The sequence below is a fragment of the Enorma shizhengliae genome, from assembly GCF_009676995.1.
Classification (GTDB): Bacteria; Actinomycetota; Coriobacteriia; order Coriobacteriales; family Coriobacteriaceae; genus Enorma; species Enorma massiliensis.
This window is the reverse complement of record NZ_VTFZ01000008.1, coordinates 77,197-90,402: the sequence shown is the minus strand read 5'-3', so window position 1 is coordinate 90,402 and position 13,206 is coordinate 77,197. Positions and strand designations below refer to the sequence as shown.

The window sequence follows — 13,206 nt, the reverse complement described above, 5'->3', positions numbered from 1 at the left end:
CCTTGAGTGCTTCCTGCGCAAACGTCGGCGCGGGTAAATACGCACCGCGCACGCACCGAAAAGACGCAGGCAGAGACCACGCCCTCCTTGTTCTCTGCACGAGGTCCTTCACACAAGATACGCGCTGCACCCCCCGACGCCACACGGCGCCGTCCTGGAGATAGCCGCCGCCGGGCGGGGGGGCCCGCCCACGTGAAACGTGAGGACCACCCTGCTCGGAAGCTGTGAAGTCTCGCATGCATCCTTGCCGTTGACCGGCTCTTTACGGTATCGTGTTCGGGCTTATAGAACATGCATGCGAGCACACCCGGAAAGCGAGCAAAACCATGGCATTGACCGGCAAGAACATCAGGCAGCTGCGCAGCTTGGCGCACCATCTTAATCCCACCATCATCATCGGCAAGGGAGACGTGAACGACGGCACGGTCGAGCAGGCGAACGCCGCGCTCGAGGCACACGAGCTCATCAAATGCTCAGTGCTCGACACCTCGAGCCTCGACGTCCGCGAAGCCGCCAACGAACTCGCTGAGCGCTGCGGTGCTGAAGTCGTCCAGGTTATCGGCAGGAAGTTCTCGATCTACCGCGAAACTTCCCGAGATGACGTCGAGAAGATCAAGCTCGACTAGCTCCACCGGCTAGACCCCAAGGCCCAGCCGGATTATGTTCGGCCAGACCACGAGGCCAGGCCCCAAGGCCCAGCCGGACCGCGCGGACGAGCATCATCGCCACTATATGATGCTTCGCAATCGATACCGTTCGATGATTTCACGGTAGAGCCGCTTCGTCTCCGGCTCCGGGCCTCCCTTCCCCTGCATCTCCAAGCTCTGCATGCGCGCGCCGTAGAGCTCCACGATATCCTTTCGCCGTCCCAGCTCGTCGTAAACGTGCATTGCGCTGCGCATCAAGTCTTCTCTCGTTGCATCCTGTTGAAGACCAGCCTCTGCCATCCAAAGTGCCGAGGTCAGATCCTCTTCGGCGAGGGCAACATCTATCCCGCGAACCATGCAGTCGATGAACTTCGACTGCAACACGTGCTTCATCCTTTGGAAGTACGTTGTGACGCCGTCCGTGGGGACAAATAGCGGCCCTGCATAGAGCTGCTCGATGCGCAGGCAGAGCTCTATGGTCTTCGGAGCGCTGAGCTGCACATGGCCGAGCAGCACGATGCGCGCGAGCTTTTCGAAGAACTGCACATCTGAAGAAATGAACTCCGGATTGACGCCAATGCTTCCCCCTTGAAGCACGATGTACTGCGGGCCATCTTTCCCGTTCTCGCCGAGCGAATGCCGAAGCATCGATACCGTTGCGTAGAGGTTTTCGCGAGCGTGCTTGTAATCCATCTCGGGCCAGAACTCGTCATACAGCACCTGACGATCAACAAGCCCACCCTGTGCCAGGGCAAGCCGGGCCGCGAGCATGCCCGTCTTCTTGCGTTTCCAGATGTTTGACGTGATGATGTGCCCGTTGCGCTCAATCGAAAACCCTCCGAGCATGCGGAAGGTAATGTGCCCCACTGCCTCTTCCTGCTTGGCCGCGCGATCGGGCTCGTCGAACAATGGGGCGGGCACCACGCCGACATCCAAGATGTAGTACGGAAGCATGGGGCGAGGCAGCATCCTTCGAAGTGCGTCCGCCTTCTCGCCCATCACCGAAAGCGCCAAGCGTGCGAACAGCCTGAACGAAGGAGTGAACAGCGTATCCTTCTGCAGCGAGCACCAAGCCGTCAGTTCCGCATCGCAATGGGCTGCGGACAGGTAGAGCGCGCAAGCCCACGCATCCTCGGCATCTACATCGCGCCGGTTGAGATCGATCGCGCCTGCTTCCTCCCGAATGGCGAGCTGCGATATGCTGCGCAGGCTCGCTACCCGCTCGAGAAAGAACGCTCCGCGTGCTAGAAACGGATGGCGGGCATCGGCCAGCCTTGCCGCCTGCTGCCCGCGAAACCGCGCGCTGCCCGCCTGATTGACCGTGAGATCCTGCCACCCTTCCATAATCGTGCTGAACAGCTGCAGTGACAGGTCGGACGTCCTCACCGCCAGCGTGTTGGCGTCTACCACCGCTTGCTCGTCGACCAGCGGGGTGCCCGAAAGAAGCCTTCGGACCGAGCACACGAGCCGCACGTGGTTCAAGATTGGCAGCAGGCGCTGCTCACGGAGCGGCTCGACGAGCGCCGCAAGTGCGCTATCACGTTCGTCGATGCGGCCGAGCACCCCAGTGAGCGCCTCCGCAAGCAGCGCATCGCAGGTGAGCAGAAGATTCGGAATGTCAATCCCGCAGGCAACCGAATCCGAGGCGAGCGGAAAGGGCTTTCCAACCCGGCGCTCCAGGAAGCGCTCGACCTCGCCCGTCCATGTTCCCTGCTCGATGAGGCCGCGAAAACAGCGCTCATGAAGGGCAAGCGCTTCTGCATCTTGGCAGGAGTCCGGAGAAAGCGCCGCGAACCCCGAAACCTCCGGAAGCCCGACGCCACGACAGGAGGACCAAAGAGACCCCAATGCGCGGGCCACTTCCCAATCATGCCGATCAACGTGCGAAGCAAGGCCCTCCGCCTGTATCGCAAACGTACCTGCCAAGGTGCGAGCAAGGCGCATATCGCCCGAAATGAGCGCCGCGCCATACACGGCAAGCTCGAGGTTGGGATCGGCATTCGTTTGCTCCTCCAAACCTTTCGACCCGCCGATAATCCTATTGATGAAGGGGGCCTGCCCTGAAAGCACGAATCGCATAGGATCGTGCGACAACACATGGAGAGCGTCGGCAGGCGATAGGAATCGGTCCAGAAGCTCAACCGCCCGGCCCGCTCTCCCTGCTCTCACCTGGATGCGCACGGCACGGCGCACAATCTGCGGCATGCCCTTCGCGATACGCTCTCCTATTGGCTGCAAAACGCCCTCGTCTGCCCCCATGCACGCGAAGCTGTTCGTCGCGGCATCGTATCCGAAAACCGGATAATCGTGCACGAGCCGCTGCAGGCACGACATATCTACCGGCGTTCCCGCCGCCGCAAAATCCCTCAGGGATCCACTTCCCACGAGGAGGAGCGTTTCCGCAAGTATTCTAATCGCATCATCGGCGCGCTCCAGCTCGTCGAGGACCGAGCTGTACAGATTGCAGGTCGCCGTGGCAAGCGGTTGCCGCTCCTCCCCCATCGTATCGACTGTCGCCTGCAAGGCCGCCACCAACGCCGGTACGCCCTGGGTGAGCTTATAGACATCGAGTTTGCTGGAAATGGCGAGCACGCGCGACCACTCAGCGAACTCGCGCGGGCGCACCGCGAGCTGTTTGGCCGTGAGCTTCGCAGAATCTGAGAGCAACCGCACCGTTTCTCCAGCCAATGGCGTGCAGGCGATGGCAAACTCCACACCTTGCTCGCGCATGCCGCGCACATGGGCGACAAACTCCTTTGCCGCCTCGCCCTCGAAAGCGGGAAGGTCGTCGATGGCAATGACCGGGTGCAGCACCTGCGCGCATTCACGTTCAATCGTATCGAGTTGAACAATCAACTCGTCGAGCATCGCCTCTCGCGCATCGACCACGCGAACCGTTCCCCTACCGGGATCTCTGCGCACCTCGTCGGCAAACTGCAGCAGCAGTGCAGTCTTGCCGAATCCACTCGGGGCGCATAGCACGACGACCCCCGATCGTCGCACTGACCGGACCATCTCTCGAATGAGCTGCGTCCTCGCAACCGTGAAACTCGGCCCCATGGGCAACGGCCACTGCGCGTCGTGAACGCGCCCAACCTCCGTCTCGCGCATGCGCCTACGACCCGTCTTGTTTGCTTTCGTTGAAAGCGCTGAGCTCTTGCGTTTCTTTACCGTCGTGTTCATCCCCAACTCCTCATCCTTCCCTACAACACACGGTACCGGGACATGCGACCACATACCGCGACGTGTCCCTGCAAACATCGCACCGATTTAGAATAGGATCAGATTTTGTTTAGGTGGGGGTACATTAATGTGTCAATAAATGGTTCTCGCGTTATAGCAGTTAATGGGCCGTGTAATGGTTCACCCGATATCTCGTGCAACACAAATGAAACATTCGTGGTCTCACACAAAACCGTCTACGTATTATGCAACCCCTCTCACAGAATTTTGATTGCACACTTGGACCAACTAGGAACACTCCTCTACATGCCGTGAGAACCCGTTCTTACCAGCATTTGTTCAGATTGCAGCCAGCTCCGACGCATCTCGGTTGAAAAACCTAGAAGCTCTGTTGAAAACTGCACAGGATAGAGAATCATGCACTGCCACCCACCCAACAGCAAAAGGCGCGGCCGCCATCCACGATGGAACAGCTAGCCATCGTGTCAAGCGGCTGCGCCCTAAAAGAGCCTACGCGACATCCAAAAGCCTTTATCGAGCACGATCTCTTCTATGCTCTCTCATAAACCGTGCCCTGAATGAACTTGGGCGGTATCGAAAGCGGAGCCCTCCATGCAAAGAAGGGGCGCTCCCCCAGCAAAGAGAGCGCCCCTTTCCAATCAGGCGGAATGACCCCTATGAGCCTCTTTATTTCACCCTACTCGCAGAGCGAAAGCGCTTCCTTGTCGGCAACGAGGACGACGTTCGGATGCAGCTGCAGAATCGAGGCGGGGCACTGCGGCGTAACCGGTCCGAAGCACATATCGTGAACAGCCTGGGCCTTGGCCGCGCCGTTGGCGACCACGAGAATCATGCGAGCATACATGATGGTCTGCACGCCCATGGTGTATGCCTGACGCGGCACGTCCTCCTCACGCTCGAAGAGGCGGCTGTTCGCCTTGATCGTGGACTCGGTGAGGTCGACGCAATGCGTGCCCTTGGAGAAGTGGTCATCGGGCTCGTTGAAGCCGATATGGCCGTTGTTGCCAATTCCAAGAAGCTGAAGATCGGGGTAGCCCGCATCGGCAACCATCTTGTCGTACTCGGCGCAGGCCGCCTCGGCATCCGGATTGGCGCCATCGGGCACATGCGTGTTGTTCAGGTCGATGTTGATGTGATCGAAGAAGTTATCACGCATGAAATAGTGATAGCTCTGCGGGTCGTCATGGCTCAAGCCGCGGTACTCATCCAGGTTATAGGTACGAACCTGGGAAAAGTCGACGTCGCCCTTCTTGTACCAATCAATGAGCTGGCGATACGCGCCAATGGGCGTGCTGCCCGTGGCAAGGCCCAGCACCGTATCCGGCTTCAGGATGACCTGAGCGGAGATGATGTTGGCCGCCTTGCGGCTCATGTCATCGTAGTCGCGCGCGCTGACGATCTTCAACATACCGAACCCCTTTCACCTGGGTATGACTGCGAGCCCGATTGGCTCGACGTGCCTAGGTTCCGCGCGCTACCGCTCGCGCGCCGTGATGAGCTGCTCTAGCTCAGAAACCGTGTCCCCAACATTCCCCTTGATGCTGGAAAACTCGACGGAATTACATATCAGAATAGGTGCGGTAATATCGTACCCCTCTTTGCATATCGCGTCGCGGTCGAATTCGATGAGGACGTCGCCCTTCTTGACCGTGTCGCCTACCGCAGCGTGGACGGTGAAATGGCGGCCATCGAGTTTTTCGGTATCGAGCCCAACGTGGATGAGCACATCGAGCCCCTCGTTCGTATGGAGCGCGACGGCATGGCCCGTGGGGAAAATCGCTTGGATTTTTGAATCCGAGGGCGCAACAACTTTACTGCCCGTCGGCTCGATCGCGACGCCATCGCCAAGCGAGCCCGAGGCAAACGTGGGGTCCTTGACGTCTGAGAGCGGGATCACCTTGCCGGCCAGAGGCGAAAGCAGCACGCTATCGCGCCCGTGCAGGCGAAGCGATTTCAAAAACGATTTGAGCATGATCCCCCTTGGAACAACCAATGAGCTCAGACGGAATTGAATCGGCACTATCGTACCGCAAATCGAATGGAGCGGGGAGCATTCGAACCCATCGAGTCGCCGCCCCCGCTTTGAAGCGCTCGGCGATACCTTCGCGCGGGCGACCTGCCAGCGCGGCCCCTCGCGCAGCCGCCCGCCGGCACGGCACGCCCTCCCACGCGCCATGGTCATCCCACGCGCGGGCGCGTCGCCGCCCCATCCCTCGCACAACCGTCTGCCCGCGAGAACGCGCAAAGAAAAAGAGCCCACCGATCGAGTCGGTGGGCTCCGCAAAGGAATCGGTATAACGCCGATAAGACCTTAGCGCTTGGAGAACTGCGGAGCGCGACGGGCCTTCTTGAGGCCGTACTTCTTGCGCTCGACCACGCGGGAGTCGCGGGTCAGGTAGCCAGCGCGCTTGAGGTCAGCACGGTAATCGCCGGCAGCGAGGAGCGCACGGGCGATGCCCAGACGGAGCGCCCCGGCCTGGCCGGAGATGCCGCCGCCATCGCACAGCGCGATGACGTCGAAAGAACCCATGGTATCGGTCGCCTTGAAGGGGGCGAGGGCGCCATCGAGCAGCTGCTGACGGCCGAAGTACTCGGCAGCATCACGCTTGTTGACGGTCACCTTGCCGGTACCGGGAACGAGACGGACACGGGCCACGGCGTTCTTGCGGCGCCCGGTGCCCTGATAGACAACGGTGTTCTCAGCCATAGCTTATGCCTCCACCTCGATCTTGACGGGATTCTGCGCAGCGTGCGGATGCTCGGAGCCAGCATAGACCTTGAGCTTGGCGAGCTGCTTGCGACCAAGAGTGGTCTTGGGGAGCATGCCGCGAACGGCACGCTCGATGACCTTCTCCGGGTGCTTCTCCATCGCCGTGCGGAAGCTCTCAGCCTTGAGGCCGCCGTTGTATCCGGTGTGGCGATAGTAGGTCTTGTGGTCGGCCTTGTTGCCGGTAAGCTGGACCTTATCGGCGTTGATGACCACCACGAAGTCGCCGCAGTCGGAATTGGGCGTGTACTGCGGCTTGTTCTTGCCGCGCAGGATCATGGCGATCTGCGTGGCCAGACGGCCGAGCACCTTGCCCTCAGCATCGATGAGGACCCAGTTGCGGGCGACCTCACCCTGCTTGGCGTAGTGAGTCGACTTTGAAATCACTTCGGACTCCTCCAATAAGACGTGTCGTAACAGAGATTCACGGGGCTCTGCAAATGACCGTAGAAGTATACCGCATCTAGCTGCAGGGTCAACGATTTTTCTCAGAGTCTTCGCATCCCGAAGGTGGTGGAAGCCGGCCTTGCTCCACAGGGGCTTTTTTCGCACATGACCTTTCTATGCCGTTGAGGCGTTCTCTGTGGCTAAATTATCGAACTTTTTATCGATTTTTCGTTCCTACTTTCTACAATTTATTCGATAATTCTGAGAGATGGGGTGCAACGTTGCGCCATCGCACGCCGTTGTGGCGCTTTATGGCTTTCGGCTATGTGGGGAGGCCCGTATGAGCAGGGCTGTTGACCAGGAACTTGACCGGTTATTTGCCGAGGCAGAGCGTTCCAAAACCTGTCTGGCTGCCCCAAGTGAGCGCACGGCCCGCCTGCTGAACCAACGGGCACGCGCAGGGCACGTGGTGCGACCGCGCCGCTCGCTCTTTGCTCGCACGGCATACTGGAATGCGCTTCGCCCCGACGAGCAAGCGCTCCATATCGTACGCGGATTGCAGAAGCTGAACCCCTCGTGGACGTTTTGCCATGAATCCGCAGCTCTTGTGTGGGGGCTGCCACTCACCTACCGTCGCATGGATGCGGTTCATGTCGTGAACACGCGCGCAATGCGACGGTCTGGCGGCAACGTCATCTGGCACGTCATCGAGGGGGACAGCGAAACCGTCGTCGAGGGTGTGCGCGTCACCTCGCTCGAGCGGACGCTGTTTGACTGCCTCCGCTCAAGCACGTTTGCCGAGGGACTCCCTCTCGCTGACCGGGGGCTTGCGCTCTTGAACAGCGGGCCGCAGCGTCTTCAGGACGCGTTCGCGCGCTTCGGCAAAGGGTGCGCCAACATCAGCCGCGCTATCGGCACCCTGAGCTACGCTAACGCTCGCAGCGAGAGCTGGGCGGAATCAGTGGCTCGAGCACTCATGATTACCCAAGGATTCGCGCTACCGGACCTCCAGGTCGAGCTTCCGCGCCCGCTTGAATCCGACCGCTCGTATCGCGTCGATTTCTTCTGGCAGCATGCAGGCGGACGGTCGGTTATTGGCGAGGTCGACGGCATGATCAAGTACGCCCGAGACGCAGCGCGGCGCGGCCAAACGGCCATCCGCGCGCTGGCCGACGAGCAACACCGCGAGGCGCAGCTCACCATGTACCGCATGCCGATACTCCGGCTCTCGTACCAAGACCTCATCAACACCAAACGCTTCGTAGAGAAGCTCACCGCCTATGGGATTCCGCGCGATCCGCATGTTGCTGACGCCATCAAGCGTTTGGGAGCGAAATCTCCGCGCACTGCCCTCTTGTATCAGGAAATGAGGATTCCAAAAGAAATTATCGAACAATTTATCGCTTCTTGAATGCAATTATCGACAAACTTTACGACGATTATCTTAGCAAAGAGCCCTGGAGCACGGGGCACTTGGGTCCGTCGACATCTACTGCCTGCAGGGCTGCGGTCGTGCGAGGGCGCCCGCGCGCCTGGTTGCCGGTTGCCGCGTCGGTCGCGCTGGACGTGCGCGCCGGCTACCACACGGTTGACGAGCAAGCCGCAAAGGTCAACTACTGCTCGCTTTACCTGCCGGTTTATCCATCGCACAATGGTTGCAGGATGCATCCGGGTATCGTTTCCAAGCGAAAGGAGCGACATGGACAACCGTATAGGAGCTGTCGTTGCCCGCGAACGCAAAGCGCTCGGCCTCACGCAGGAAGAACTCGCTCGCCGCTTAGGAGTAACCAAAGCAGCCGTCTCCAAGTGGGAACTTGGCCAGAGCATGCCCGACGCGGCGCTGCTACCAAGCATTGCGGCGCAATTCGCGCTCAGTATCGACGAGCTCTTTGATTGGCGAGCCCACCTCACCGATGCCGAAATCGAGACGTGCGCGCGAACCGCCCGCGAGAAGCTCGCTGCCGATGCGTCTAAAGGGGCGACGTACGTTCGAATGTGCGCACGCGAGCATCGTTCGTGCTGGAAATTGCTCGTTCGCTTGGCGTCAGAGCTGCTGAGCGCTGCAAACCGCGTGGCGCTCGACACCTATCAGGATGCGCCCGATGACGAGCAGGCACAAGAACGTGCGCGAGAGACGATGCGCGCACTCGCTGAGGACGCACGCTCGCTTTGCGAACCGGTGCTTGATGGATGCAACGACGCGGAGCTCATGGCTGATGCCACACGCGTTTGCGCGGCGTCCTCCGTGCTCACGGGCAACCCCGCCGAAGCGATTGCGCGGCTCACGCCACTCTACCAAGCGCAAACGCATCGCGTAGGAACAGAACTCGCCTCCGCGCAGCTGGCCGCCGGCGAGCAGGAAGAAGCTGCAGAGACGCTCGCCGCATGCGTGACGGCATCCGCTTTAGAGCTAACCTCGCTTGCAGGAACCTTGTTAACGCGCGCAGCATCCACGACCGAGGTCGCCGCATATGTCCATGCAATGGAAGCAATCGACCGCGCATTCGACCTCTCTCATCGCTCCGCGCCAACGCTGCCTGCTATGCATATCGCCGCCGCAACGACCATGAACACGCTCGGCGATGACGCGGCGACACTCGAGCTGCTCGAGCGAGCGACAGATGAGGTGTGCGCACTCGGCAACGGGCGCATTCCGGAGAACCCGCTGGGAGACCGCGTCGCAAGCAACATGCTGCCCGCGATTACCGACGATGAAGCGCTTGCCCATATGCGCGAGAGCGCAAGCTACGCCCACTACCCCGAAGCCGCTCGACACATGATTCTCGACGCACGCCTTTGGGAAGCTCTCGCGCAGAGCCCCGAGTATGCGGCTCTCGCAAAACGACTCGATGCTGAGTGAAGGCCCTGATCACCTGATGCCGCCGCGACACCACTCAGCGCATCGCGAAAATTGTCGAATGAAATGGACGATTTTCAACGTCAAAAGCAACAATTTGTACGACAATCATCTCGAGAAGCACAAACGCAATCCAGCGGCGACACTGCCTACCACCGCACTGCCAACTATCACGTTCCCAATCTAAGTCGCAGGCCGTAAGCGCAAGACGGGCGGACATATCGCGCTGGCGCAGCTTCGCAGGACGGGCGGACATATCGCGCTGGCGCAGTTTCACAGCAAAACCGCGTGCCTTCTCTGCCCTCAAGTTGGAGAACGTAAGCGCAAGACCTCTGACCATATCGGCAGCGCGAGTTCCGCACGCAAAGGAGGCCCCAGTGGGGCCTCCGTCTTGCGCAGGACTGCTCGAGCGCGGTCGATAGGGGCAGGGTCCGTCGGGAGCGAACGGCCTTCGCTTACCCCGTGTTCTGAAGCCCCGCCGAAACGCCGGTCACGGTCGAAAGGATGAGCGACAACAGCTCCGCCTTCGCCTCCTCGGAGAGCTCTTCCTGCTGCTCGCGCACCACGCGAAGCGCGCGCACCTGTGCGAGCGACAAGGCATCCACATAGGGGTTGCGCACGCGTACCGCCCGGCCAAGCACATGGCGATGCTCCAGCGGCCACGCGTCGCCCACGATGGCGAGCGTCCACTTTCGCGTGAGCTGCATCTCGTCGTACACCTTTTTCGCAAGGTCATCGCGGTCACCGAGCGCCAGATACATCTTGGCGATACGCCCGTCGGTCTTCGCGATGGACATCTCGATGTTATCGATGAAGGTGCTGAAAAGCGGCCATTCACGGTATGCGCGCTGCAAAAGCTCAAGGTCGCCGAGCGACTCGCAAGCACTTCCCAGGCCGTACCAAGCCGCCAGGTTGATGCGCGCCTGCGACCACGAGAACACCCACGGAATGGTGCGCAGGTCGTCGAGGGACTGCGCCCCCAGGCCGCGCTTGGCCGGACGCGAGCCGATGGGCAGCAAGCCCACCTCGGTAAGCGGCGTCACGATGGAGAACCACGGCGCAAAGTCGTCGGTGTTCAGCAGGTCGAGGTACCGGTCATGTGAGACATCGTTCAGGCGTTCCGCCATCTCTGCATAGCGCTCGGTGGTCTCGGTGTTGGTCCGCTCCACGGAAGGCGCGGAGTTGAGCAGCGTCGCCGCGGCAACGCTCTCGATGTGGCGACGGGCCAGAAGCGGGTTGCCGTAGCGCGCGAAGATGACCTCGCCCTGCTCCGTCACCTTGAAGTGGCAGTTAACTGAGCCCTTGGGCTGCGCGAGCACCGCTCGGTTGGCGGGACCACCGCCGCGGCCCACGGCGCCGCCGCGGCCATGCATGAGCACGAGGTCGATATCGTTCTTCTCTGCCCATTCGGCGATACGCGCCTGCGCGGAGTGGAGCGCGAGCGTAGCGGTCGTGGGGCCGGCGTCCTTCGACGAGTCCGAGTACCCGAGCATGACCTCCATCTTGCGATTGGTCTGCGCTAGGCGCTTCTGCACGGCGGGCAGCTCGAGCATCTCGTTCAACACGTCGACGCAGCCCTCGAGGTCCTCGAGCTGTTCGAAGAGCGGAATCACGTCGAGCGCGGGCACGTCCTCCGGGTGAGCGAAGGCAAGCTGAGCGAGCTCGTACACGTCGGCCACGTGCTGGGCGCTCTTGGTGAAGCTGATGATGTAGCGGTGCGCCATCTTCTCGCCGTAGCGCTTCTGGATGGAACCGATCGCACGGAACGTATCGAGCACTTCGCGCGTCATGGGCGCAAGGTCGCCGTGGCGGCCATGCTCGCGCACATCGGCCAGCGCACGCGTGTGCACGAGCGAATGCTGACGGAACTCCATCTCGACCATATGGAAGCCGAATGTCTCGACCTGCCAGATCAGCGTCTGCACCGGACCGTACGCCGCGCGGGGTGCGCCGGCATCGGCAAGCGAGCGCTGCACGATGCGCAGATCGGCCAGGAAGTCGTCGGCCGAGCGATACATGGTGTCGGCATTGCGACGCACCGTGGCGTCGAGGCGATCGGCCATGACGAGCATCACGGCGCGGTGCGGCTCGGACGCGCTGATGGCATCGGCGCGGCTCGTGAGCACCTCGCTCATCTCGACCTGATGGTTCCAGAGGTTCAGCAGCTCGTCGGACGGCTTGGTGTAGCGTGCCTCGAGCGTGAGGTTGCGTCCCACGCGGCGGCACTTCTCGGCAAGCTTCTGAACCATATGCGTAGCGAACTTAGCCGCTACCTGCCGCGATACCTTAGCGGTGACGTTGGGATTTCCGTCGCGATCCGAACCGATCCAGCTACCGGGATGGAAGAACGCCGGGCACACCGGCGGCACCGAGCCGGCATACTCGCCCAGAACCCAGTCGTCGAAACGACGATATACCTCGGGAATGGTGTCGAAGAGCGTGTTGTCGAAGATATCGATGATGGTATCGGCTTCCTCGACGGGCGTCGGCTTCTTCACCGCGATGGGGCTCGTGCGCACGAGAGCGTCGATCTCCTGCAAGAGATGCCGCTCGTTTTCCACGAGAGCTGAGCCGCCAAGGCGCGGATGCTCGACCAGCAGCTGCGAAATGCGACGAATCTTGCCTTCGACGGCCTTGCGGCGCGCCTCGGTGGGGTGCGCGGTAAAGACCGGATGAAACTCGAGCTTGGCCAAGAGCTGCGTCGCCGGACCGCCCCCCATCTCGCGCACGAGCTGGTCGTAGGCAACCGTGAGCTCATTCGACGAATCGATGGCAGAGTCGATAGAAACCTCGCGCTCGCGCTCAAGGAGCGTCTCCACGCGATAGTTCTCCTCGGAGAGATTCGCCAGATGGAAGAACGACGTAAACGCGCGCACCACCATCTGCTTCTCGTCGATATCAAGACTGTCGAGCATAGCCACCGCATCGCGGAACGCGCGGGCGCTCTCGGTGTCCGCGGTCGGGACACCCTCCCCGTCGGTGGTCTCAGCCGCCGCCATGCCGCCCGGATCGCCCTCGTTGGCGCGGGTCACGTTGTTGAGCAGCTGATCAAAGGTGTCGCAAAGCTTCGGACTGTAGTCGCGGAGCACCTGCCGCTCCAAGCGCATGAAAAGCGCCAGGTTATCGCGCAGGCTCTCGGGCAGCTCGATCTCAGCGTAGCTTCTGATCACGAGGTCGGTGTCGGCAGCGCCGAGCTTATGCTCCGCCACCTCGCCGCCTAGATAGCCGCCGTTGCTTACACTCTCCACGGTGCCTCCTTACTGGTCGGGAACATCCCACAATGGGCACGCCGCGTCACATTATAGGCAAGTTGCTCCGTTGCGGCCGCATGCCGCCGAAGCGAT

9 protein-coding genes are annotated in these 13,206 nt (G+C 61.1%); 3 read left to right on the top strand and 6 right to left on the bottom strand.

The genetic code is table 11. From position 1 onward, the window contains the following. Nucleotides 1-326: 326 nt before the first annotated feature. On the top strand, nucleotides 327-626 hold the full coding sequence (gene yhbY / locus GJE22_RS06885) for a ribosome assembly RNA-binding protein YhbY (RefSeq protein WP_087185904.1): 300 nt from the start codon (nucleotides 327-329) through the stop codon (nucleotides 624-626). A 102-nt stretch (nucleotides 627-728) separates the two neighbouring features. Here the strand turns inward: yhbY and GJE22_RS06880 are convergent, their stop codons facing one another. The 5 genes from GJE22_RS06880 to rplM form a co-directional block, all read right to left on the bottom strand. Next, a complete protein-coding gene (locus GJE22_RS06880) occupies nucleotides 729-3,830 on the bottom strand; it encodes an AfsR/SARP family transcriptional regulator (protein ID WP_186297441.1) in 3,102 nt (1,033 codons plus the stop codon). A gap of 697 nt (nucleotides 3,831-4,527) precedes the next feature. Then, nucleotides 4,528-5,259, bottom strand: a complete 732-nt coding sequence (gene nagB / locus GJE22_RS06875) for a glucosamine-6-phosphate deaminase (RefSeq protein WP_144688582.1) — start codon at nucleotides 5,257-5,259, stop codon at nucleotides 4,528-4,530. 66 nt (nucleotides 5,260-5,325) lie between these two features. Continuing rightward, a complete protein-coding gene (locus GJE22_RS06870) occupies nucleotides 5,326-5,823 on the bottom strand; it encodes a PTS sugar transporter subunit IIA (protein WP_019128898.1) in 498 nt (165 codons plus the stop codon). A 339-nt stretch (nucleotides 5,824-6,162) separates the two neighbouring features. After that, nucleotides 6,163-6,558 (bottom strand): 30S ribosomal protein S9, encoded by a 396-nt coding sequence (gene rpsI, locus GJE22_RS06865; protein ID WP_019128897.1) that lies wholly within the window; start codon nucleotides 6,556-6,558, stop codon nucleotides 6,163-6,165. A 3-nt stretch (nucleotides 6,559-6,561) separates the two neighbouring features. After that, the gene (rplM, locus tag GJE22_RS06860) at nucleotides 6,562-7,005 is read right to left on the bottom strand and encodes a 50S ribosomal protein L13 (protein ID WP_019128896.1); all 444 of its coding nucleotides are present in this window, start codon (nucleotides 7,003-7,005) and stop codon (nucleotides 6,562-6,564) included. A 340-nt stretch (nucleotides 7,006-7,345) separates the two neighbouring features. Between rplM and GJE22_RS06855 the strand changes: the two genes are divergently transcribed. Continuing rightward, complete coding sequence (locus GJE22_RS06855) at nucleotides 7,346-8,416, top strand: type IV toxin-antitoxin system AbiEi family antitoxin domain-containing protein (RefSeq protein ID WP_144688581.1); 1,071 nt, start codon at nucleotides 7,346-7,348, stop codon at nucleotides 8,414-8,416. Between the two features lie 288 nt (nucleotides 8,417-8,704). Beyond that, entirely contained in the window at nucleotides 8,705-9,865 is a 1,161-nt protein-coding gene (locus tag GJE22_RS06850; protein WP_186297440.1) for a helix-turn-helix domain-containing protein, read from the top strand. A 452-nt stretch (nucleotides 9,866-10,317) separates the two neighbouring features. On the opposite strand, the gene GJE22_RS06845 is transcribed toward GJE22_RS06850, so the two are convergent. Beyond that, on the bottom strand, nucleotides 10,318-13,032 hold the full coding sequence (locus GJE22_RS06845) for a phosphoenolpyruvate carboxylase (RefSeq protein WP_407923530.1): 2,715 nt from the start codon (nucleotides 13,030-13,032) through the stop codon (nucleotides 10,318-10,320). Nucleotides 13,033-13,206 lie beyond the last annotated feature (174 nt).

Bases quoted from the DNA above. Each gene is read 5' to 3' on its own strand.
- GJE22_RS06850 (WP_186297440.1), top strand. From the start codon at position 8,705: ATGGACAACCGTATAGGAGCTGTCGTTGCCCGCGAACGCAAAGCGCTC.
- GJE22_RS06870 (WP_019128898.1), bottom strand. From the start codon at position 5,823: ATGCTCAAATCGTTTTTGAAATCGCTTCGCCTGCACGGGCGCGATAGC.
- nagB (WP_144688582.1), bottom strand. From the start codon at position 5,259: ATGTTGAAGATCGTCAGCGCGCGCGACTACGATGACATGAGCCGCAAG.
- GJE22_RS06855 (WP_144688581.1), top strand. From the start codon at position 7,346: ATGAGCAGGGCTGTTGACCAGGAACTTGACCGGTTATTTGCCGAGGCA.
- GJE22_RS06880 (WP_186297441.1), bottom strand. From the start codon at position 3,830: ATGAACACGACGGTAAAGAAACGCAAGAGCTCAGCGCTTTCAACGAAA.
- yhbY (WP_087185904.1), top strand. From the start codon at position 327: ATGGCATTGACCGGCAAGAACATCAGGCAGCTGCGCAGCTTGGCGCAC.
- rpsI (WP_019128897.1), bottom strand. From the start codon at position 6,558: ATGGCTGAGAACACCGTTGTCTATCAGGGCACCGGGCGCCGCAAGAAC.